Here is a 21,547-nt window from a genome sequence, read left to right on the forward strand (position 1 = left end):
TAAAGAGAAATTATTGTTTAAATGTCCAGATGTGCTGGTTGGATAATACATGCACAATACCATTATTGGTTATAATACCGGTTGTTTGGCATAAAACCTTAATATCCAGTTTTTGTGGATTGCCTGACGGATCAGAGGCAGTTCCATTACTGTTTACCAGGTCCTTTTCCCCCCTGATTTTTGTTAAATAAATGTATTTTGGTTTGGTTGATATAACACCTCCCACTTGGTAATCGTCAGCATTCTCCTCTAATGAAATCATCAATTTGATATTAGGTGTACTGGTTTGATACAAGGCCCCGGTTGCAGAAAGTTCATCCCTGGAAAGTTTGGTCGGGAAGAAATAAATGCCCATAGAATCTTTAAGCATTTGGGCTGAGTAATACTTAAATAAGGTATCAAGTGTGAAATTATTCCTTTCATCAATTTTTCGTATTTCGGTTTGTTTAGACGATAAATAATTAGCAATGGAATAATCATCCGGAACAAAGAAGGTACCCGGTCCATTGATTATATCTTTCATCCCGGCTTTATCAATGATCAGTAATGTGGTATCAAACATATTCTTGTTGTTTGATTTCAGAAAGTCATAAGTGCTCATATTTACCTTTGCAACGGAAAGGCCTCCATCAATAACAGGATCCTTTTTACAGGAATTGATTGCCAGCATCATTATAAGTGAGGCAATAGGTATATATATCATTTTTTTCATGTTGTGTTAGTTTTGAGTATTGAATTAATATTTTCCCATCCACCATGGATTTTGATTAATTAAGCGGTTGGCATTTAAAATACTATTGTGAATTGGCCACAGGTACCCTTTTTGTTTAAACCGCTCAACAGACATTGCCCAAGGTGTTAATTGAGTAAAATAATTAGGACCGCCTTTATCCATTTGAAAACTGTTCCTTATGATATCAAAATAATTATGGCCCTCTCCGATTAGCTCCCGCTGTCTCTCTTCCAGAATGTTTTTTTTCAGTGCCAACCCTGAACTTGCTAAAGGAGCTGCACCGGCCCTGGCCCTTACCGTATTTACAGATGTAAGGGCCTCGCCATCTCTGCTTAGCGCATTTAAAGCTTCGGCTTTTAATAAGATCATATCGGCCAGTCTGAATACGATCAAATTGCTTTCAGAACGCGGATCGGACTTGGTTGAAGGGTTTTGATAAGCTATATCGGAGTATTTAACCAACGAAGGCTTATTTATATCACCAAAAGGGCTTGCTTTAAAAAATTCACCTTTACGGGTATCAGTAGTATCGGCCCCATATAAGATATCTATCTTTGATTTTGGGGGATAATACTGAGGTACACTCATAGGCATATTTGCGATGTAACCATTACTAACCGTGATAAAAGCAATAGTTGCCGAAAATGAAAACTCTGTCCATTCACTTGCCTCATTTTCTGAATTTTTTGAAGAGATGACAAAAATATTTTCGGGCTCATCGGTATTTTTAAACACCTGCCGTATGGAACCCCGAGGCTGCAAATGAAGCAGATCGGTCCTGCTGATCAATGAATCTGTATAGCGTACCGTATTAGCGTAGTCATTTTGCCAGGCCGTGGCATGCGCCAGTAATGCCAGTGCAGCGCCTTTACTTGCCCTGCGCCGTGCATAATTAGTCAAACTTTCCCAGCTAAGTAGCGATGATGCTTTTTGCGCGTCGGCAATAATTTGTTTTAATATAGTGGCGGCATCCGTTCTTCCAATATATTTTGCCTGATCGGCAGTAGTGGTGGCAGTAAGCTGCAAGGGTAAATCGCCCCACACCCTGGTCATGTAAAAATAGGATAGGGCGCGCAGAAAATAGGCCTCGCCTAAAAACAGCTTCTTCTGATCACCTGTAAATTTATCGTCGGGCATTTTAGTGACATGTTCAATAACCAGGTTACTTACATCAACAACCCTGTACCAGTTGGTCCAGTTATGGGCGCCTTCTTCGCGGTAGGGTACCCCAAAAAATCCTTCTAAATATACCCTGTTTAAGTTTGAACCTTCATCTGAATTGAAGAGGCCAACCGGCGCATCACCCCATATAAAAAAGCAGCTATTTTGGTTCATGCTTTTTCTGAACAGGCCATATGCGCCCAATAGAGCCCCGTTTACGTCGCCTGCTGATTTCCAAAAAGTATCGGCATAAGTATCGTTGGTTAGTTTATTCTCCAGCGCTTTTTTACAGGAAAAGGTAGATCCTGTTAAAACAAGCAGGAGCAGTGTAAAAACTATGGTTTTATGTATGCTATAATATTTCATGATCTGTAAGTCAATAAGTTAAAATTCTATCTGTAAGCCAAAAGTGTACTTGGTTGGTAATGGATAACCATCTCCGTAATCATAGCCCTGTCCGTCAACGCGTTCCGCATCAATGCCTGTGAATTTTTGAAACATATGCACATTGTCAATGGTGCTGTATAACCTTAAGCTTGTGATCTTGGCACGCTGCATCCACTTATTGTTTTGCGCGTTAAACCGGTAGCCCAGGTTAATATTCTTGATACGTACATACCATCCTGGTTCTTTAAATATGGATTGTCCGGAGCGCCACGCATACAAGCCCATAAAGGGATTTAAAGCTGGCAGGGTAGCATTATCGCCCGGCTGGCGCCAGTAATTATATTTGCTGATATCAGTTATTGATGCCTTGGCAAAATCCTTAGGGTTTCCGTAAAACAAACCGTTTGAAAGACGTTGCGCCAGTGTATTGTTGATGATATCGCGCCCAAAAGTGAATGTGGTCAAAATTTGTACAGAAAAGCCTTTATAGCTAAAGTAGTTTGTAAAACCACCGGTTACGAAGGGATTGGGGTCACCAAAAAAAGTAACGTCATTTTGGCCAATATTATCAGATATGTAATAATCGCCGTTAACATCCCGCCATTTTGGGTAACCTAGTTTTAGGGTTCCCCATTTGGTAGCACCTACCGCGCCAGTATATGGATTAACGATCAGGTCGCTTGGCGAATTAATTACACCATCAACAATATAACCATAAAACATATTTAAAGGCTTGCCAACAATATAAACCGCTCTGTCGTAGTACAGATCGCGGTTGCCGTTAGGTAAGGCGGTTACTTTGTTTCTGTTAAAAGAGATATTGATTGATGGGTTCCATTGAAAAGCACTCTTTTCTGAAAGTATTTTCCCGTTAAAGGTAAACTCCAGACCTGAGTTACGTACCCCGGCGGCATTTGTAAAAGTGCTGGTATAGCCGGTATATTCCGGAATAGTAATCCGTAGCATTTGCCCCGTGGTATTCCGGGTATAGGCATCTATCGAAAAATTTAACCTGCCCCTGAATAATGCCGCGTCAACCCCAATATTCCATTCTTCTGATCTTTCCCAGCTGATGTTATCATTAGTTATGCCGTTATAGTTAGGGATTATTGCAGTACCTCCACCATATGTGGTTGCGCTTGACCCGGGATAATTCGCATTTCCTGCTATATAGGCATTGTAACGGTCTTCATCACCTATACTGCTTTCGTCGCCTGCGCGGCCCCAGCTTCCCCGTACTTTTAACTCATTTATCCAGCTGATCTTTTTTATAAATTCTTCTTCAGATGCTAACCAGCCTACTGATACAGATGGAAAATAACCCCATTTGTTGTTCTTTCCGAATCTTGATGAAGCATCGGCCCGCCAAACACCATCTAGTAAATATTTATTTTCAAAATCATAATGAACAGCACCCAGGAAGGATAGCTTGGAGTAAGTAGAAAGATCAGAAGAGCCTTTTAAGTTGGTATTGCTTACTCCCTTTACCACCTGTATATTATCATTGGGTATTCCAACACCCTCTAAATAAATAGCTTCATTGCGCCGGCTTTCAAACTCTTGAACCGCAGTAATATTTACATTATGCTTTTTGGCTATGGTTTTTATCCAGAGCAGGTTATTGGTAAACACATATTTGGTGTATTGACTATAGTTTGACCTGGCGTAAGCCAATCCATCCGTATTTAAAGTAGAAGGGGAGGCATAATCATTTTTTTGCGTAGAATAATTTACCGCTGCACGGGTACTGAACCTGAAATCGTTTAAGAAACTATAGCGCAGTTCTCCATTAGCGCTGATATCTGTATTGATATTATCATTGCGTTGAAAAGAGTAGGGGTCGACCACACTTTTCAGGTCCTGCTCGCTCATTTGCAATAAGGAGGAGGGCATGCTGATGGGGTTTATAGCGAAAACATCACGATAGCCACCTCCTTTACCTGCTAATCTTTTGCCTGTTGATGCCCTGATACTGGTAAGCAATTCCAGCGATTTAGAAAAGTTGATGCCCACATTACTGTTTAACGAATACCTCCGGTACCCGGTATTAATAACTACACCCTTTTCGTCATATAATCCGGTTCCAATACGGTAATTTACCGCTTCTGACCCTCCTGACGCGGAGATGTCATAGTTATGAATGGAGCCAGTTTGATAAAAAAGCCCCTGGTAATCATTATGGTTATTAAATGCGGGATTTAAGCTATCAGTAAGCATTTGGGGGATATTGTCCCGTATTTGGGTGGCATTCCCATAATTGTATATCAGGTCAAGTTTTTGGCTGCGTTCAGCTGCACCAATCAATGTTGATACTTTGCTGGGTCTGGGCGTAATACCCTGGTACGTGTTGAAACTAAAGCGAGGAGCACCTACTTTACCTCTTTTAGTTTTAATTAATACCACTCCATTTGCCGCTCTTGAGCCATAAAGGGCCGCTGCTGCCGCGTCTTTCAATATATCCACCGATTCTACATCATTGGGGTTCAGGCTTGCAAGGAAATTTGTACCTGTTTGATCAAATGCTCTAACCTCATCGTCAGAGATCGGGACTCCATCTATCACGTATAGCGGATTGCTATACAAATTATCGCCGTCGAACCCGGAAGCTGAAGCTGAAATTTTTGTATTTCCCCGCACCACAAGTGATGTTTTTACACCCGGCTGTCCGCTAAAGTTCTGAACGTTAACGCCAGATAGTTTTCCCTGTAACAAAACATCCAGACTAGCTGCAGGCAAATTTTCAATATCCTTACTGGTTATGCTTGATATGGCCGAAGTGTTTTTACGGCGGTCAATATTTTTATATCCGGTAACAATAACTTCATTAAGACCGCTTTCTGATCCAACCAGTTTTACATTTAGCTGGGTTTTTCCATTTAAGGGTAGCTCTTTTATTTGATAACCGACCATCCGGAACACCAGGATATCATTATCCGATGCGGTTAAATGATACTCACCATCCACATTTGTAATTGTTCCAGTACCGGGCTTGGTTTTTATTTGTACGGTGACACCCGGTAATGGGCCATTTTGATCAGTTACCTTTCCGGTTACCTTAACCTGCGCTAAGGCGGTTGTAAATGATAGCAGGAGAGCCATCAAAAGTACCCACTTTACTCCATAGGATTTTTTGTAGCGTTTTACATTCATAATTAATTAGTTGAGTAGTGATTTGGTTAATTGAAGTTTGATTAAATATTTTCATGAGATTTTAGTAATGAATTATAAAGCGACACTGTGCATCTATTTAGATGTCCTTAGCCTATTCATGATTTTTGAAGTTGACGTGTGATCGCGGTTAACTATAGCTTTACCCTTTTGGTTAAGCTTAGGTTAATCCTAATGTATGTGGAGTTAATTTCAATTAGGAGAAATATCTAAACACAAACGATTGCGGGCTATGGACATATATTATTTTTGTTACCGGCCTTTTTGATACAATAAAATATCAATTTTGTCGTTCAATCATGACCTATAACAGTTTGATATCCAAAATTTCGTAAAACTTTAAGTAAGTTTGACACAAACGTTTGCGACTAAGAAATTTGGGCAGTTAAGCTATTGCAAACGCACAATTGAACATAAATTAATGGAAGGAAAACTGTTAAAATGTACTCTTTGGTAATTTAATTGGAGGTTCTGGAACTTAAGATTACTTTGTTCTGAAAATCAGATCAAATTATTCTGTTGAAAATTGATCATTTTAAGTAATTACTTATTAGTCTGCCAAAGATTGTCTTTAATGTTTTGTTGGTTATCAAAAAGCGTAGAATGTGATGATCTATCAACGCGGAATCTCCAATCATATTAGACTTTCTATATCTTATAAAAAGAAGTTTCAATAATGCTCAAATATCAGAATCCTTATGTATACTTACTGTACATTGAACCAAAAGTATATCAAAATACGGCTATACTGCATCATATAAGACAGGTGTAAATTAGCTGAACATTCATTAAGGACCAATTCGATGCTCAGCCGGGATATCTAAATAAACTCGGACCAGAAATGTTTTATAGCGTGCTGATTTTTTTGATGGTAAAAATGTATTTTCAAAAGAGATGGCTGGGTTATCGAAACTTGGTGGTAGCATCATCAACTATATTTATTTTATCATAGTAAAGCGTTAATGGCTTAATCTCATTAACATCGTTTAAATTCAAACTCAATTTCATTGATCGTTTTATTGCTGTCGGAAATCTTGTTTTTAGAAATATCAATGATTTTGTTCTGAATATACTCCTATGCACATTTTTCTGTTTTGATTAAATCGCCAAAATAATTAGCTGACAAGTGCAACTCATCGGCGCAATATGCAACGGAGGGTAAATTAATATGAGCAGGATTGTCTGAAGGAAATAACTATTTAATAAGTCTTCAAATTTCGATAGTACGGTCAATAATTTGCTTCAAAGTTTTTACATATTTCATGATCTTCATTTACTTTCATGAGTTTTGTTTAAAAAATGAAACCATGGGTTTTTAAACTGAAAATCAAACCGGTACACGTCGCTCGTACAAATTCGGTGACCTAATTTCGGAAGAATGAAAAGGTCACCGATTACTTTGAATTACATTGAACTAACTTAAATTGAATTTTTTTAAAAAGAGGAGCTGTGACTTTGGAAAAAGTTGATTTTTAGCTCAAAAATCGCGTTTAAACAAAAAAGAGCCTCTTTTTCAAGAGACTCTTCCTTCAAAACGTTCGACCTGTTGGGTGGTCTTTGTGATCCCGCTGGGACCACTAAAAATATGGTAAAACGGCCTAAATGGCGTTATTTCAAAGGTTTTAAAAATCAGGTCACCAGTTGGGTCACCATTTTTTTTGAACTTATTTAGTTCGTTTTAATGAACTTTTCGATACAACAAATGTACGAACCCTGAGATTTAAAACAAAATAAATCTTGATTTTTAACAATCGCACCAATTTAGATGCAATTAATGCTCCTTTTATAATGTTTTGAGATATTCCGATCGACAGACAAGCTAATGATTAATTAGGAAAAGACCTTATTTTGATGTCCCAGTTATTTTTGACCTTTTTTTACTTACTTTCTTTGCGAAGTGCTCCCTTGCCTTTTTTAGCCCGGTAGCTATAGCAATGCCTTCAGATGCGCCGTCAGCCAATAGCTCATTAGCAATCTCTACGGCTTTGTCCCTGATTTTGATCGGCTGATTTTTATAAGATGGCGGATAATCGCCTTTAACCCACGGCATAAGTCCTCCTTTTTTATCGGAACATTCCTAGTATCAAATGGTTTGACTTCACCAACCAACTCATCAATCGCTTTTTCCACTGGCTTTTCGAAGAACTTTAATAAGGTCGATACCCTTGCCTAGTACCGGCTTAAACAAATCTCCCTCGCTTTGCATTCGCTCAATGGCATTCTTAATCGTAAAATCCCTCATCTTCAATCCCTTCTTAACTTCATCCCAATGCAGCGGCATCGATACGGTTGCACCGGGCTTAGGGCGTACAGAATAAGGCGCCGCAATGGTAGCGTGCGCACGGTTTTGTAGAAAGTCCAAATACATCTTCCCGTTACGATCCCGTACCGCCCGCTCCAGGCTGGTATACTTCGGAATCTCACGGTGGACAAGGGTTACAATGATCCGCGCAAATTCTTTGCTTTGCTCATAGGTGTATTTACCACCTAATGGAATATAGATATGCAGGCCGGTCGATCCGCTGGTCTTCGGATAGGAGGGGACACCCATGTCGTCCAGGATCTGATGGGTAATCCGGGCAGCTTCAATAACTTGTTCGAAGGTGTTTTTGTCTGGGTCAAAGTCGATCATACACCAGGTCGGATGATCCAGGTTTTTAGTGGTGCTGCTCCATGGATTCATCTCGATACAGGCCTGGTTGGCCATGTACAGCAAGGTTGCTTCATTATTACCGATAAGGTATTGCTTATCTTCGCCATCGCCTTCGCTATGATACGCGTAAGTATCTACCCAATCCGGCGCCTTGCCGGTAACATCTTTCTGGTAAAAACTCTTTCCCTCAATACCATTCGGAAACCGGTTCATAGATTGCGGCCTGTCTTTGAGGTAAGGCAGGATGAATGGTGCCGCCTGATAATAGTAATTGATCAGATCTCGTTTCGTGATTTTTTCCTCTTTCCAGAAGATCTTACTCAGGTTGGTGAATTTGAGCTCATGACCGCCAACCTTGCGAACCTGGGTATCATCTTTGGGATTTAACAAGGTTTTCCTTGATCCTTTTGCAACGGGCTTGATATAATAAGGATTCTCCGTTTCAGAGGCTCCGACTATAGCGTCCGTATCTGCCTCGTTTTCCAATACGACCTCAGAGGCCTTTTTATCCTCTCGCATACCTTCAAATGACGGGTGTCGCATAACACCGTCAGAAGTCATCTCGGCAAAGCTTACTTCACAGATCAGCTTCGGCTTTAACCAGGTAGCTGTGGCTTTTGGCGGATTTGGCCGAAACCGGCTGGGCTTATTGATATCTGGCTCCTCTGTAAACGGCGGGCTTTTAACCACCAAAGGCTTGAATTGCGCCAGCATTTCTTTCTGCTGTTTGGTATTAAACCCGGTACCGATCTTGCCAGTATAGATAAATTTACCTTTTTCAAAAACACCGACCAGCAGAGAGCTGAAAGGCTTACTGCTGCCCACGTTCTGGGTATAGCCACCGATCACTACCTCTTGCCGTTTATTGGCTTTGATCTTTAACCAGTCCCGCGTACGGTCACCGGCATTATATGCACTTTGCTTTCGCTTGGCCATAATCCCTTCAAGCCCCATTTTCTTTGCCGCCTCCAGGAACTCGATGCCGGATGTTTCAAAATCACGACTGATCTGAATGATGGAACTTTCAGATCTCAGCTCGCTCAGGATCGCTTTCCTTTCTGCTAATTCCAATTCCATCAGGTTATAGCCGTTGTACCAGAGGATATCAAATACATAGTACAACAGCGTGCCGTCCGCCTCACTGCGCCAATTTTGAAGCGCACCGAAGTTCGCCTGCCCGTTATCGCCTACGACCACGATCTCACCATCAACAATAGCATTGATATTCCATTCTTTTAAGGCTTCATAGACCGGATAGAATTTATCATTGAAAGATTTATCGTTACGGGATTTGAGTTCGATTTGCTTTTTATTCATAAAGCTGACAGCACGGTAGCCATCCCATTTTACTTCATAAAGCCAACCTGGTTCATCAAAGGCTTTATCAACCAATGTCGCCAGCATTGGTTCTATCTTAGTAAAGAAAGGTTCTTTACGCGCTTTCTTAAGCAGTACTTTTAAATTGCTTCCGGCCTGGCCTACCTGGCTGCTTTTGACTGCCATAGTCTTTTCTATAGCTTTTACTTGTTTAGGTGCCGGAGAAGCATCCAACTGATCTTTTACTTTTTTCGCTGCCGTCTTGGTTGGAGCTTTCTTGTCCTTTACTGTACTATCCCGTTTGATGATGTTTTTGCCGTAAATATTAGTGGAAGTTTTCTCCACCTGGGCAATGGTCTTTTTAGAAATGACAGATTTGTCTTTTAAGGTAATATCCGCAGTATTGGCATACTTGTCTTCCAGTTTCATCAGGAGCCAGCCATTCTCTCCCCGTCCATGAGCCTTTACCAATGCAAATTCACCTTTTAGTTTTTTGCCATGTAACACAAATTTGATCTTACCGGAATAGAGCTGGTGCAGCAAATTCTTTTCCTGCTTCTTCAGATCACCTTCGACAGGTTCGGCAGGTTCATACGTACCCTCATCCCAAACGATCACCGTGCCGCCGCCGTATTGGCCTTTGGGAATAATACCTTCAAAATTACGGTAGTCATAAGGATGGTCTTCCACCATCATCGCCAGTCGTTTAACTTCCGGATCGGTCGACGGGCCTTTAGGGACCGCCCAGCTTTTCAATACGCCATCCATCTCCAGGCGGAAGTCATAATGCAGGTGCGAGGCATCGTGTTTTTGGATAACGAAACGCAGTTCTCTTCTAGAAGGCTTACCCCCAAAAGGCTCTGCTGTCTTGTCTTCCGACCGTTTTTGTTTGTATTTGACCAGGCTCATAAATGCATAAAGCCCCTTACGGGGCTTACTTTTTTTGTTTGTTTTTCAAATAGGCTTCGATCACTTTCCGGTCATTGGAACCGGTCGCTCTTTTAGCGCCGACAATGGCCTGGGTACTGACACCCAGCTTTTCCGCTTCGTACTTGAGCTCATATTTCTGGCTGGAGTTGATCTCTTTACGCTCCACTTTTTGTCCTTGCTTTGCCATGTTAAAATCGTTTTATGAATTAGCAACAAAGGAAGCAGGCAAATAGTTTACAAAACTAATCACTGGAAGTCTGGCAGTAAAGGAATTCAATTAATACCAGACTTTCCTATCGTTGTGATCTAGCGCTTACTTTTCTATTTAGCTAATTAAATTTACGTATATTGATAGGCATTTAAGTTTTTTAATATGGATCAAATTGAGGTTGAACTTATTGAATTATTGAATAGTTTAAATGATATCAAATCATTTTCAATTCAAAATGTAAAGCCGCTTAAATCATTATTGGAGCGATATGATGCTATAATTGAAGGATTACTTGACCTTAATCAAAATATATATTCTAAGTCAATGCAAAAGATATGCTTTATAGAAAGCAAAATAAATATATTAACATCAAAAGGGGCACCTATAGCCCTAAAGAGAGTATGTTATATAAAGGCCAGGCAATCTTTATTACGATCACTACAGGACGACTTGCGTACTTATCGAAATTCTGGAAATGAAAAAGATATTCATTCGATATTGATACGGGCAAATGAACATAACACTATTGCTCTCGATCATTAAAATCGAGGTTATTTAAGGTCAAAAAAATTACATATCTATTTCTCAATTTATATAGCGTTGACATTAAGGATCATTGAGAACAAACAGATTTCAGTTTTAATAAAGAACGCAGCCAGAGTCTTTGAAGCAAAAAAGAATGGGCTACGGTACTGATTTCAGGAATAGCGGTATCGGAGAGCTCGATGCAGAAACAAAAGCAATCAAGTCTAATTTTCAGAAAACGGTCCTTCTCCCGGCAGGAAATCATCCGGGTATCTCAGGCGCGAGGGACTTGCCAGAGCTGTATTAATAAGCGTTACTTCATCGCATAGTTGAAACATTTTGGTTACCTGTGCTTTGGTTTCTTCCGACTGGCCAAGTTCAAGCTTATCGTTGATGATGATATTTAATTTCAGCAGTATTTCATGAGCATCTGCAAAGCTTCTCACCGTTCTGCCAATCCGGGCAAAGGCATCGATCAGGTCCAGGCTCGACAGTAGTTTCCCAAAGGATATGGGCAATTCTTCCAATAAAATATCAAGTTGGGGTACGTTTTGAGCACTGCGTGCTTCCTGATATTCTTCCTCGGCATTTTTCAAAGCGAGAATGAGGTCAAGGATCATTTGCGGATTGATATGTTCGCTAGGATTCATGGCTGCTGTTCTTCAAATATACAATACTACCGTGTGTCTAAAATATAAGGTCCGGATCACTCGCTGACCGGACCTTAAACCTAAACCTTATCACAATGTAAAACTTTCGTTTTACTGTAGAATGCTAATATATCTATCAATATCCAAATCTGCAAAGTAAATAACCACTCCCCGGGTGCTCACTGTATTATCAATGTTCTAGAAAAGGAGCCCCGATGCTCCAGCACTTAGCCCTACTCTGTGCTACCCGCTTGCATGTAAACAAAACCTGGCTAAACCTGTTTATTTGATCGTGCGGCAGATGATTGATAAATATGCTTCAACGCAGAAGCCGCGAACACCTATATGATGGAAGACCTGGAGACCTTATTGAATGATTGCTGCGAGCAGCTGGCCGTAAGGAAGCTGACCATATCTTTCGCGGAGAGCGCCACCGCAGGGAAACTGGCTTACGAATTTTCAAAAACCGCATTCTCCGGTCAGATCCTTAAAGGAGGCCTGGTTTGCTACGACGCCTGCCTCAAAGAGGATATTCTGGGCATCGAAAAGGAATTGATCGAAACCTTCACACCCGAATCCGAAGAGATCACGCGTGAAATGGCGTTGAAACTAAAAAAGGTTATTGATACTGATGTCATTGTAGCGGTTACCGGTCTGACCACCGAAGGCGGAAGTGAGAGGCCCGGCAAACCCGTGGGCACCATGTTCTACTGCGTTTACTTTAAAGGCGAAATCCATGACCGCAAGAAAATATTTACCGGCTCGCCGGAAGAGATCGTTAACCTGACGATTGAGCAAGTGGCAAGAACAATTTTGTCCGTGATTAATCTAAACCTTCATTAAGACTTTCATTGTGAGCAAAGCGAAATCACCTAAAAAGCAAAAGCAGTCCCGGTTCGTCAGCTTCCTGCGTATCCTCGGCCCGGGCCTTGTTACCGGAGCAAGTGATGATGATCCCTCAGGCATTGTCACCTATTCCCAGGCCGGGGCTCAATTCGGCCTGCAAACTTTATGGACAGCTTTAATTACCTTTCCTTTAATGGCTGCGGTTCAGGGCATGTGTGCAAGGATTGGCCTGGTAACTTCACAGGGCTTAACCGTTACCATACGGGAACATTATCCCAAATGGCTGCTTTATAGTGTCCTGTTTTTTACGTTTCCGGCAATAACGCTTAATATCGGCGCTGACATACAAGGCATGGGCGCTGTCGGGCATATGCTTTTCCCAAAAATTCCCGCTCCTGCCTACAGTGTAGCCATCACCGCCATACTGATCTATATTATCATACGTTTTCCTTACCAAAAGATCGCGGCTATCCTCAAATGGCTCTGCCTTTCCTTGCTTCTGTATATCATCGTTCCTTTCCTGGTCAAACAGGACTGGGTACAGGTGGCGCGCCATACCTTTATTCCAACGATTAAAATGGATAAAGAATTTTTATCCATTCTTGTGGCTATACTTGGAACGACGATTTCACCTTATCTTTTTTTCTGGCAAACAACCATGGAGGCCGAAGACCAGGCTCATGGTCAGAAGAGCTATATGGTTAATAATACGGTGTTGAGTAATATGAAAATCGATGTCAATTCTGGTATGCTGCTTTCTAACCTGGTCATGTTCTTTATGATCCTGACCACGGGCAGTGTACTGTTCAAGGGTGGTGTCCATCACATTGACACGGTTGACCAGGCAGCGAAGGCGCTGCAGCCACTGGCCGGAAATCTGACCTATGCCATATTCGCCCTGGGTGTCCTGGGGACGGGTATGCTGGCTATACCAGTGCTCGCCGGAGCGCAGTCTTACATGCTGGCAGAAACGCTTGGATGGAAGGCCGGCCTGGATAAGAAATTCGGTCAGGCCAGATCTTTTTATGTTTCGATCATTATCTCCCTGCTCGTTGGTTTGTCCCTGGATTTTTTCAGAGTGAGCCCGGTAAAAGCCCTATTATATACAGCCGTAGTTTATGGACTGACTGCACCGATCTTGATCGCTGTATTGCTGCATATAGGCAATAACAAAAAAATCATGAAGGAGCAGACCAACTCACGGCTCTCCAATATCTTGGGGACCATGACGCTGATCCTGATGGCTATAGCTGCGGTAGCGCTAATCTATTTTCTGTTGATATAAAGAGTAGTTGAAGGGACAGCATTTGATTATTTAAGTGTTTTAGAACAAGCCAGGATTCTAAATCAGCTATTCTGTATCAAACGCCTTTAAATGTATTGATCAGCTAAGTCCGTACCTGATATTTATCAAATTCAAAGAATCTTAGTATCGCTTTGTAACGAGGATTTGCTTATTGGCCGGCTACAAAAGTTTTGTCCCATATTTGTAACTCATTTTTTAAATCGTAGACCATACTATTCAGGTAGTGATGATTGCTTAGCGGATAAAGACATACCTGCTGGTTAGGCAAGTGGAGCAGAAATATTTACGGACGGGCAACCAGAAGAGAAATGTCTTAACAATAAATCCCCTCGGCTTTCGACGAACATAAGCATGCCCGCATTTTCGGCATATCGGATAAGGGCTCATGTTTAGCATGGTCACATTTTTTAATGGCGTGCGATATAAGGTTAAGCCAGGTCTGCATGATCATGATCTTTCCGTTGCCGGAATAGCAAGGATAGGCAAAACACCGCCAGGAGCACGAGTGCGGTGATCAGTTGCAAAGCCGGGATTGGGTAATTAAAGTCGGTCAGCTTGGCTGTAACCAGTGGTAATGCAATTCCTATCAATGGCAATAAGGTCAGCATTCTGAATGCAGTTATATTCTTCATGGCTATCGAAATAATAATGCAAAGATAATGTATTATTATACTCATCGCTCTAAAAAACAGAGCCTTGTTGTGGTTGCAGGGCGGCGATGACAGGACACTATATTGGACACTTCGGGCAAGCCCTACATAAGGAGTGTTTATCGGTTAAAAATTACTGACTTAAAAGAACCCGGGTTATTCAATAACCCGGGTTCTTTATCATTGCATTAAACGGTGGTTGTATCTCTACGAAGAAAGCCCAATACCCAGGCTATAACGGCAATAACTAAAAGGACATGAATTAAACTACCTGCTGCATAAGCAAAAGTCCCGATCGCCCAACCTATAACCAGGATGACGGCGATGATATACAATAATGATCTCATAGTTTTGATGTTTTATATAAATAAATGATGTTTTGGAAAAGGTTTTAATATTCTTTATTAGTCTTTCTTTTTGGGAACCTTAGCACCTTCTTTCCGTGCTTCAGACTGGTCAATGGCCACTGCTTGTTTTTTTGATGTAACCTTTTTACCACTGCGGCCGCTTTTCAGGGTGCCCTCTTTTTCTTCGTGTAAAGCTTTATGAACCTTGTCCTGTGCTTTTTCTGAGTATTTTGTCATAATATTGGTTTTTGTTATGGGATGGATTAATTGATCTATTTGATATTTTTCACCATCGATTAACCTGTTGCTTTTTGCTAATTTTCCATGTAACCAATTGTTTTTATCCGTTTACAACTTCGCCGCCATTGACGTGGATTACCTGGCCGGTAATAAATGAGGCATCATCAGAGGCCAGGAATACATAAGCGGGCCCAAGTTCTGAGGGTTGCCCGGCCCGTTTCATAGCTGTTTCGCTTCCGAATTTTTTGATCTTCTCCTCATCAAAGGTGGACACTATTAAAGGTGTCCACACCGGACCTGGAGCTACAGCATTTACCCTGATTTGCTTACCCACAAGGTTGGTCGCCAATGATCTTGTGAATGTGGTTATAGCACCTTTGGTAGAAGAGTAATCGATAAGTGAGGGAGATGAGCGATAAGCCGTAACTGAAGTAGTATTGATAATACAATCGCCCTCATGCATGTGCTCAACGGCTGCTTCCGCGAAATAGAAATAGGCAAAAATATTGGTGCGGAAGGTAGTATCGAGTTGTTCAGGGTCAATTGCCTTAACATCTTTTTGGGGAAACTGCATCCCTGCATTATTCACCAGGATATTCAGTTTGCCAAATTCTTTTACAGTTTGCTCCACGGCTTTCTTACAAAAAACCTGATCCTTCACATCGCCCTTGATTAACATACACTGCTGCCCGGTTATTTCAACGAGATTTTTGGTGTTTTTGGCATCTTCATCTTCGTCCAGATAAACAATAACGATATTGGCCCCCTCCTGCGCAAAATGTACGCTGACAGCCCGGCCGATGCCACTGTCGCCACCTGTGATCAGCGCTATCTTACCCTGAAGTTTGCCGGCAGCTTTATAATCTTTCTTTATATATTCCGGAGCAGGGTTCATCTTTGCTTCGATGCCTGGCTGCCGGTTTTGTTTTTTGGATGTTTTGTCTTTGGTTATCATAATGATTTTCCTTTAAATGTTTCCAGTGAGGCAGACCAATAATCCGGACCTTTGAAATACTGCTGCTTTCATACAATAATGGATTATTTATTTAGAGATGTATATATTTAACTTTTAGTATAATTATTTGTTTTAAAATATATTAACTATTAACAAACAGTGTGGTTGTTGTATTTGTAGTAGAGTTATGAAGCATAAACAACAAATCATCAGCAACCGCGACGGGGCGCTGCAAAGCCCATGGCAAACCGGCTTAACCGCGACGATCATGCCGACTTCAATCAACCCGGAAATTATTTATGATGTACTGATCGTTGGTGCTGGTATTACAGGCATGACGGCAGGACTGTTGTTGCAGCAAGCGGGTAAAAAGGTGGTAATAGCAGAAGCGCATACTCCCGGTTTCGGAACTACCGGTGGAACAAGTGCACATATCAATACGTTTGCAGATACCACCTATCCGGAAGCAGAAAGTGCTTTTGGGAAGAAAGGTGCTAAGCTCTTTGCAAATGCCATTAATGAAGGCTATGCGATAATTAAATCCCACATAGATACGTACAAAATTGTTTGCGATTACGAAGTCAAGCCAGGTTTTCTTTATGCAGAGAATGAAGAAGAGGTTAAGCAACTGGATGAGATCTACGAAGGGGCGGTAAAAGTCAGTGTCGCGGTAAGCTATACAGAAGATGTGCCTACGCCTGTGAAATATGCAAAAGCCCTGTTTTTTGAAGATCAGGCACAATTTCATCCATTAAAATATTTGCAAGGTTTGCAAAAAGCATACTTCGCGATCGGTGGTGTTATTTTAGAAAATACATTGATCACGGATATTAAAAGCCTCGAGGGCATTCATACTACAACATCGCCGGCAGGAGTTATCCGTGCTAAAGCAGTCATCTATGCTACGCATATGCCACCCAATCTAAATCTGTTCAACTTCGAGTGCGCACCTTATCGCAGTTATGTAATGGCTGTTAAATTAAAGAATGAAACTTACCCCGAAGCTCTGATCTATGATTCGCAGGAACCATATCATTATGTTCGATCGCATATTATCGATGGTCAGCAGTTGCTGATCGCTGGTGGTTTAGATCATAAGACAGGACATGAAGATCCAGAAAAGGCCTTTGCCGACCTGGAAAAATATGTCCGGAAATATTACAACGCGTCCTCTATAAAATATCGCTGGTCATCCCAATATTATGTGCCGGTAGACGGCCTGCCTTATATTGGTCGAATGCCGCTTGCTGCGGATGGTATTTACTGTGCTACCGGTTATAATGGAAACGGAATGATGCTGGGTAGTGTTGCAGGTAAAATACTCAGCGACCTGATCAGAAAGCGACCCAATAAATACCAAGAGCTATTCAATCCAGCACGTATCAAACCGATAGATGGATTCAGCGAATTCGTGAAAGAAAACTCTGACGTCGCTTATCATTTTATGGCAGACCGTATCCATATCCATGAAACCGATTCTTTAAAAAGGTTAAAGCCGGGAACCGGGAAAGTAGTAGAGATAGACGGAGAAAAGATAGCGGCTTACCGCGATGAGTTGGGAGTTATCCATGCAGTTAGCCCTGTTTGCACCCACGCGGCGTGTATCGTGAACTGGAACGCTGAAGAAAAAAGCTGGGACTGCCCTTGTCATGGTGCGCGGTATGATATTAACGGAAACGTACTAACCGGGCCAGCAACCAAAAATCTACCTAAGATCGATAGTTATGAAAACTAAGGAGATATTAGCCAGTGGAATTACCGGCACTACTTTTATGACTTTGTTCAGCTATCTCGTATCGCTGGCTGATGGAGAAAACTTTAGTGAACCAGAGCGTCTCGGCCAGCTGACCGGTCGCCTTATTCCAAAACTGGACAAGCAACAGAGCCAGGCTTTGGGCTGGCTTGGTCATTATGGAGTAGGTATGTTATTCGCCCTGGTTTATGTAGAGCTTTGGCGGCGTGGAAAATTAAAACCTGATCTGAAAACAAGTCTTTGGCTGGGCGGTCTCAGCGGCTTGCTGGCAGTGGCAGTCTGGAAAACAACTTTTAAAGTGCACCCATTGCCACCTGCGCTAAGTTTTAATAAATATTACCTGCAGCTTTTGCCTGCACACCTTGTCTTCGCGGTTTTTGCCGGGATCGGTTATCAAATCTTAAAAAAAGCAGACGATGTCAAAGATAAGCAATAAGCCGACAGGACGTATAAAAGATCTGGCTCAGCGCTTCCCTGAAAACCCACTATTGCTACCTAAGGATCTGAAGCCAAGCGGAGCAGGTCTGCAAGTCATCAGCTTACTTAATCCGGGTGTATTCCGTTTTGACGGTAAGATCTGGTTATTGGTACGGGTGGCTGAAGGTGTATCGCAAAAGGAAGGTGTGCTCTTTTTCCCTGCATTGAATGCAACGGGCAATACGGAGATCATCGAGGTGCCGTTAAATGATCCCGACCTCATTGCTACCGATGCACGGGTGATCAACTACAAAGGGCTTGATTATTTAACCACGATATCGCACCTGCGATTATTGGCCAGCGATGACGGGGTACATTTTTCAGAACAGGATGGGTATTCCCCGCTATTCGGGCAAGGCTACCTGGAGCGTTTTGGTATAGAGGATTGCCGGGTGAGCCAAATAGAGGACACCTATTACCTCACCTATACTGCCGTATCTGACAGTGGTGTTGGCGTCGGCTTAAAAACAACCAAAGACTGGCAGCATTTTGAATCCGGCGGCATGATCCTGCCGCCTCACAATAAAGATTGCGCGATATTTGAAGAAAAGATCGGCGGAAAATATTATTGCCTGCACCGGCCCAGCAGCAAGGAAATAGGTGGTAATTATATCTGGCTGGCAGAGTCTTCTGATGGCAGGCAATGGGGTAACCATCAATGTCTGATCAAAACCAGGGCAGGGTTATGGGACAATGCACGTGTTGGTGCAGGTGCCGCGCCGATCCGGACAGCACAGGGTTGGCTGGAGATCTACCATGGTGCGAACACAGAACACCAGTATTGTCTGGGCGCCTTTCTGATGGATATTAACGATCCGTCCAAGGTGATCTCCCGGACAATCGAGCCGATCATGGTGCCGACGGAGACCTATGAATTAAGTGGTTTTTTTGGATATGTGGTATTTACAAATGGCCACGTGCTGGATGGCGACCGTCTGACCATTTATTATGGCGCTGCGGATGAATTTGTCTGCGGAGCGCATTTTTCCATCGATGAAATTTTAAGTAAACTGAGCTAGAGAAGAAACCCATAGCTAAATCAACAGATCTACATTGAAAGATTATTAAAAAAACAGCCCGCTTAAGCGGGCTGTTGGATCGGCTCATAAAAAGACCCTGCGGGCTTTTACAAAATTAAAGACAAAAGAGTGATTCTCCAATTTAGTGGTGAACTGAAAGCGAATGAAACATTTGTGCTAATTGTCAGTTGTTTTGAGACATACTATTTACTTACTCTCCAGCGACCGGCGGCGGGTAAGCGTTTGCGGGCCGCCTGGCCGTTCAATCATCCGGCCATAATAGCGCAAAAAATGAAGTTGCAGCTGACCTCTGAACTATTGGACTTTTTGACCGGTCAAGGTTACCGGCATTGTTTTTCACGGACAACATTAAGTGGTTCCGACAACGATATGGTTACGATCACATTGACCCCGGCATTTTCCCGCCCCAAAACCCGTCACCTTCCAAAAGCATATGATACGCATTTTTGTCTCAATCAAGAACCCCGGCAAATGGCAACGGGATTGACAGGGATATTGGTGTTGGTTGACATAAAAGAGGAAGTATTAGTGGCTTATTTCAAGTGTCTGATATCACCGAACACCGGAAATATTCCAGTAATGAGGTCAAAACGCCATTTAATGTACATTCAAAAATAAATATAAAGCCCGGTTTGCATAGCAAACCGGGCTTTAAAATTACACTGCTGGAGTATCTTTTCTCAGGATACCCAATACAAAGGCAATCACGGCGATCACCAATAAAACATGTATCAGGCTGCCTGCCGCATAAGCAAAAGTTCCGATAGCCCATCCTATGATCAGGATAACTGCTATGATATACAAAATTGATCTCATGGTTGTATGTTTTTATAGATAATTAGTTTTACCTGGTTCGGTACTGGCATCGTAATTGGTATGGCTTTCAGCGATCTCCGTTAATTTCGCGTCGGCCGCTTTTTCTTCGTCCAGTGTCATTACAAGCAGTTCGGCAACTTCATAGTAACCCAATGTTTTGGCTAAGGAGATCATGCCGCCATAGGAGGCGATCTCGTAATGCTCGGCCTTTTGCCCGGCAAAGATCAGGCCCACATCGCGTTGTGCGGTGCCTTCCTCAGTCGCGCTGATAATATCATCACCCTCATCGACGATCCCAGCCATAGCTTCACATTTACGACTTTCAGGTTCCAGACCCAGGATACCAAAGACTTGTTCCAGCCGGGACACATGGCCTTCCGTTTCTGTCAGGTGCTCCTCAAAAGCATTCTTTAGTTCATTTGAAGTAGCTGCCTCCGCCAAATCAGGCAAAGTATCCACCAGTTCACGTTCGGCCCACAGCAGGTCTTTAAGTTCATTGATAAAGAATTCCGACAATTTAGAATTACCTGCATTCGCGTCCTGACTTTCGTCCCAGGCGTCCTCCTGCTCCAAACTTTCCGGCTCAGGAACATAGGCTCTCGGGGCTTGATATTCACCGGCCGCTGCTTCGTAGGATGGTTGTTCTGTAAACTGTTCCTGGTGAGCTGGTTTTCCGGATGTTAGATGACTTCCATTGTTTTCCTGTGTTTCTTCTGCAGATTTTGCCTGGTCGCGCAAAGACTTAATCAGGTCATGACCTTCCCTGATTCCTTGTTGCTGTATTTGTATGACCTGGGTCAACTCTGGCGTTAATTCACTCGCGGGTGCAAGCGCGTCACGGTAGGCAGCTTTGGCTGCATCTTCACCACGCTCACATTCGTTAAGGATGGCAAGCAGATCATGGCCGGTAAACGTCGCTTTAATATCGATCCAGGCACGGTGAAGATCACCTGAGGTACTGGTGCCCTCAGCGGCTTCCCCTCCGTACTGCCTGGCAATATCTGTGAGTTCCACAACATATTGCCGGCTTTCATCAGCTAGTTTATTAAAGACTGTGATCAGTCCGTTGTCAGCGTTTTCGAGATCGGTGCCTGCTTTTTGAAAACCGGCTACGCGGTCATTATTGATCTTGATCAGATCATTGATCACATCAAGTGATTTTTCTGAAATTTCCATAGGTGTTTTTATTTCTAATTAGTTTTTATTTTTTTTATCCTGCGCTGCTATCGTCTTCTACTTTGTCCGAAGGAAATGTAGTGATGGAACCATTATCCAGCTTGATCACTACCTTATCCCCGATAAGTTCGACCACCTCGCCCGGTCCATCGGGCGTTTTGACGCGTTGCCCTTTTGGCAAAAAAATACTATCCATTGGCTTATTG

At 42.4% G+C, this 21,547-nt stretch carries 21 protein-coding genes; 7 read left to right on the forward strand and 14 right to left on the reverse strand.

Annotation, left to right across the window (positions count from 1 at the left end; translation table 11 throughout):
- Window positions 1–10: 10 nt before the first annotated feature.
- From FHW89_RS18660 to FHW89_RS18685, 6 genes are all read right to left on the reverse strand, one after another.
- Window positions 11–712 carry a hypothetical protein gene (locus tag FHW89_RS18660; protein ID WP_172336571.1) on the reverse strand — a complete coding sequence of 234 codons (702 nt, stop codon included), beginning with the start codon at window positions 710–712 and terminating at the stop codon, window positions 11–13.
- Between the two features lie 24 nt (window positions 713–736).
- The gene (locus FHW89_RS18665; protein WP_172336572.1) at window positions 737–2,260 is read right to left on the reverse strand and encodes a RagB/SusD family nutrient uptake outer membrane protein; all 1,524 of its coding nucleotides are present in this window, start codon (window positions 2,258–2,260) and stop codon (window positions 737–739) included.
- Window positions 2,261–2,278: 18 nt separating this feature from the next.
- A complete protein-coding gene (locus FHW89_RS18670) occupies window positions 2,279–5,431 on the reverse strand; it encodes a SusC/RagA family TonB-linked outer membrane protein (RefSeq protein WP_172336573.1) in 3,153 nt (1,050 codons plus the stop codon).
- Between the two features lie 1,861 nt (window positions 5,432–7,292).
- Window positions 7,293–7,499, reverse strand: coding sequence for a hypothetical protein (locus FHW89_RS18675; RefSeq protein WP_172336574.1), 207 nt, complete (start codon window positions 7,497–7,499; stop codon window positions 7,293–7,295).
- Between the two features lie 63 nt (window positions 7,500–7,562).
- Window positions 7,563–10,328 carry a DNA ligase D gene (gene ligD, locus FHW89_RS18680; protein ID WP_172336575.1) on the reverse strand — a complete coding sequence of 922 codons (2,766 nt, stop codon included), beginning with the start codon at window positions 10,326–10,328 and terminating at the stop codon, window positions 7,563–7,565.
- Between the two features lie 25 nt (window positions 10,329–10,353).
- The gene (locus tag FHW89_RS18685; RefSeq protein ID WP_172336576.1) at window positions 10,354–10,536 is read right to left on the reverse strand and encodes a DUF3606 domain-containing protein; all 183 of its coding nucleotides are present in this window, start codon (window positions 10,534–10,536) and stop codon (window positions 10,354–10,356) included.
- Window positions 10,537–10,722: 186 nt separating this feature from the next.
- Here FHW89_RS18685 and FHW89_RS18690 point away from each other — a divergent pair, with 186 nt between their 5' ends.
- A complete protein-coding gene (locus FHW89_RS18690; RefSeq protein WP_172336577.1) occupies window positions 10,723–11,103 on the forward strand; it encodes a hypothetical protein in 381 nt (126 codons plus the stop codon).
- A gap of 206 nt (window positions 11,104–11,309) precedes the next feature.
- On the opposite strand, the gene FHW89_RS18695 is transcribed toward FHW89_RS18690, so the two are convergent.
- A complete protein-coding gene (locus FHW89_RS18695) occupies window positions 11,310–11,735 on the reverse strand; it encodes a hypothetical protein (protein WP_172336578.1) in 426 nt (141 codons plus the stop codon).
- Between the two features lie 345 nt (window positions 11,736–12,080).
- Between FHW89_RS18695 and FHW89_RS18700 the strand changes: the two genes are divergently transcribed.
- Both FHW89_RS18700 and FHW89_RS18705 read left to right on the forward strand, forming a co-directional pair.
- Window positions 12,081–12,578, forward strand: coding sequence for a CinA family protein (locus FHW89_RS18700; RefSeq protein WP_216650624.1), 498 nt, complete (start codon window positions 12,081–12,083; stop codon window positions 12,576–12,578).
- A 10-nt stretch (window positions 12,579–12,588) separates the two neighbouring features.
- Window positions 12,589–13,866: a divalent metal cation transporter gene (locus FHW89_RS18705; protein ID WP_172336579.1), complete on the forward strand. Its 1,278-nt coding sequence runs from the start codon at window positions 12,589–12,591 to the stop codon at window positions 13,864–13,866.
- A gap of 449 nt (window positions 13,867–14,315) precedes the next feature.
- On the opposite strand, the gene FHW89_RS18710 is transcribed toward FHW89_RS18705, so the two are convergent.
- The 4 genes from FHW89_RS18710 to FHW89_RS18725 all read right to left on the reverse strand — a co-directional run bounded on the left by FHW89_RS18710 (window position 14,316) and on the right by FHW89_RS18725 (window position 16,079).
- The gene (locus FHW89_RS18710; protein WP_172336580.1) at window positions 14,316–14,519 is read right to left on the reverse strand and encodes a hypothetical protein; all 204 of its coding nucleotides are present in this window, start codon (window positions 14,517–14,519) and stop codon (window positions 14,316–14,318) included.
- Window positions 14,520–14,725: 206 nt separating this feature from the next.
- Window positions 14,726–14,884: a lmo0937 family membrane protein gene (locus tag FHW89_RS18715; protein ID WP_172336581.1), complete on the reverse strand. Its 159-nt coding sequence runs from the start codon at window positions 14,882–14,884 to the stop codon at window positions 14,726–14,728.
- A 57-nt stretch (window positions 14,885–14,941) separates the two neighbouring features.
- Entirely contained in the window at window positions 14,942–15,121 is a 180-nt protein-coding gene (locus FHW89_RS18720; protein ID WP_172336582.1) for a DUF6496 domain-containing protein, read from the reverse strand.
- Between the two features lie 103 nt (window positions 15,122–15,224).
- Window positions 15,225–16,079 (reverse strand): SDR family oxidoreductase, encoded by an 855-nt coding sequence (locus FHW89_RS18725; protein ID WP_172336583.1) that lies wholly within the window; start codon window positions 16,077–16,079, stop codon window positions 15,225–15,227.
- Window positions 16,080–16,266: 187 nt separating this feature from the next.
- Between FHW89_RS18725 and FHW89_RS18730 the strand changes: the two genes are divergently transcribed.
- The 4 genes from FHW89_RS18730 (at window position 16,267) to FHW89_RS18745 (ending at window position 19,967) form a co-directional block, all read left to right on the forward strand.
- Window positions 16,267–17,814, forward strand: coding sequence for an FAD-dependent oxidoreductase (locus tag FHW89_RS18730; RefSeq protein WP_253952274.1), 1,548 nt, complete (start codon window positions 16,267–16,269; stop codon window positions 17,812–17,814).
- Window positions 17,804–18,268: a hypothetical protein gene (locus FHW89_RS18735; protein WP_172336584.1), complete on the forward strand. Its 465-nt coding sequence runs from the start codon at window positions 17,804–17,806 to the stop codon at window positions 18,266–18,268. Before FHW89_RS18730 ends, FHW89_RS18735 begins: the two co-directional genes overlap by 11 nt.
- Entirely contained in the window at window positions 18,249–19,328 is a 1,080-nt protein-coding gene (locus FHW89_RS18740) for a glycoside hydrolase family 130 protein (RefSeq protein WP_216650625.1), read from the forward strand. Before FHW89_RS18735 ends, FHW89_RS18740 begins: the two co-directional genes overlap by 20 nt.
- Before the next feature lie 129 nt (window positions 19,329–19,457).
- Window positions 19,458–19,967, forward strand: coding sequence for a hypothetical protein (locus FHW89_RS18745; protein ID WP_172336585.1), 510 nt, complete (start codon window positions 19,458–19,460; stop codon window positions 19,965–19,967).
- Window positions 19,968–20,006: 39 nt separating this feature from the next.
- Here FHW89_RS18745 and FHW89_RS18750 read toward each other — a convergent pair whose 3' ends face one another.
- From FHW89_RS18750 to FHW89_RS18765, 3 genes are read right to left on the reverse strand one after another with little or no spacing between them, the layout of a single operon-like run.
- The gene (locus FHW89_RS18750) at window positions 20,007–20,165 is read right to left on the reverse strand and encodes a lmo0937 family membrane protein (RefSeq protein ID WP_172336586.1); all 159 of its coding nucleotides are present in this window, start codon (window positions 20,163–20,165) and stop codon (window positions 20,007–20,009) included.
- Between the two features lie 12 nt (window positions 20,166–20,177).
- Window positions 20,178–21,341 carry a DUF892 family protein gene (locus tag FHW89_RS28870; protein ID WP_253952275.1) on the reverse strand — a complete coding sequence of 388 codons (1,164 nt, stop codon included), beginning with the start codon at window positions 21,339–21,341 and terminating at the stop codon, window positions 20,178–20,180.
- Window positions 21,342–21,375: 34 nt separating this feature from the next.
- Window positions 21,376–21,537 (reverse strand): hypothetical protein, encoded by a 162-nt coding sequence (locus FHW89_RS18765; protein ID WP_172336587.1) that lies wholly within the window; start codon window positions 21,535–21,537, stop codon window positions 21,376–21,378.
- Between the last annotated feature and the right edge of the window lie 10 nt (window positions 21,538–21,547).

Origin of the sequence: Mucilaginibacter sp. SG564 (genome assembly GCF_013149275.1) — a bacterium.
In the GTDB taxonomy this organism is placed as follows: Bacteria; Bacteroidota; Bacteroidia; order Sphingobacteriales; family Sphingobacteriaceae; genus Mucilaginibacter.

What these genes read in the sequence shown, in the direction of transcription:
- FHW89_RS18660 (WP_172336571.1), bottom strand. Translation starts at nt 712, where the DNA reads ATGAAAAAAATGATATATATACCTATTGCCTCACTTATAATGATGCTG.
- FHW89_RS18665 (WP_172336572.1), bottom strand. Translation starts at nt 2,260, where the DNA reads ATGAAATATTATAGCATACATAAAACCATAGTTTTTACACTGCTCCTG.
- FHW89_RS18670 (WP_172336573.1), bottom strand. Translation starts at nt 5,431, where the DNA reads ATGAATGTAAAACGCTACAAAAAATCCTATGGAGTAAAGTGGGTACTT.
- FHW89_RS18675 (WP_172336574.1), bottom strand. Translation starts at nt 7,499, where the DNA reads ATGCCGTGGGTTAAAGGCGATTATCCGCCATCTTATAAAAATCAGCCG.
- ligD (WP_172336575.1), bottom strand. Translation starts at nt 10,328, where the DNA reads ATGAGCCTGGTCAAATACAAACAAAAACGGTCGGAAGACAAGACAGCA.
- FHW89_RS18685 (WP_172336576.1), bottom strand. Translation starts at nt 10,536, where the DNA reads ATGGCAAAGCAAGGACAAAAAGTGGAGCGTAAAGAGATCAACTCCAGC.
- FHW89_RS18690 (WP_172336577.1), top strand. Translation starts at nt 10,723, where the DNA reads ATGGATCAAATTGAGGTTGAACTTATTGAATTATTGAATAGTTTAAAT.
- FHW89_RS18695 (WP_172336578.1), bottom strand. Translation starts at nt 11,735, where the DNA reads ATGAATCCTAGCGAACATATCAATCCGCAAATGATCCTTGACCTCATT.
- FHW89_RS18700 (WP_216650624.1), top strand. Translation starts at nt 12,081, where the DNA reads ATGATGGAAGACCTGGAGACCTTATTGAATGATTGCTGCGAGCAGCTG.
- FHW89_RS18710 (WP_172336580.1), bottom strand. Translation starts at nt 14,519, where the DNA reads ATGAAGAATATAACTGCATTCAGAATGCTGACCTTATTGCCATTGATA.
- FHW89_RS18715 (WP_172336581.1), bottom strand. Translation starts at nt 14,884, where the DNA reads ATGAGATCATTATTGTATATCATCGCCGTCATCCTGGTTATAGGTTGG.
- FHW89_RS18720 (WP_172336582.1), bottom strand. Translation starts at nt 15,121, where the DNA reads ATGACAAAATACTCAGAAAAAGCACAGGACAAGGTTCATAAAGCTTTA.
- FHW89_RS18725 (WP_172336583.1), bottom strand. Translation starts at nt 16,079, where the DNA reads ATGATAACCAAAGACAAAACATCCAAAAAACAAAACCGGCAGCCAGGC.
- FHW89_RS18730 (WP_253952274.1), top strand. Translation starts at nt 16,267, where the DNA reads ATGAAGCATAAACAACAAATCATCAGCAACCGCGACGGGGCGCTGCAA.
- FHW89_RS18735 (WP_172336584.1), top strand. Translation starts at nt 17,804, where the DNA reads ATGAAAACTAAGGAGATATTAGCCAGTGGAATTACCGGCACTACTTTT.
- FHW89_RS18740 (WP_216650625.1), top strand. Translation starts at nt 18,249, where the DNA reads ATGTCAAAGATAAGCAATAAGCCGACAGGACGTATAAAAGATCTGGCT.
- FHW89_RS18750 (WP_172336586.1), bottom strand. Translation starts at nt 20,165, where the DNA reads ATGAGATCAATTTTGTATATCATAGCAGTTATCCTGATCATAGGATGG.
- FHW89_RS28870 (WP_253952275.1), bottom strand. Translation starts at nt 21,341, where the DNA reads ATGGAAATTTCAGAAAAATCACTTGATGTGATCAATGATCTGATCAAG.
- FHW89_RS18765 (WP_172336587.1), bottom strand. Translation starts at nt 21,537, where the DNA reads ATGGATAGTATTTTTTTGCCAAAAGGGCAACGCGTCAAAACGCCCGAT.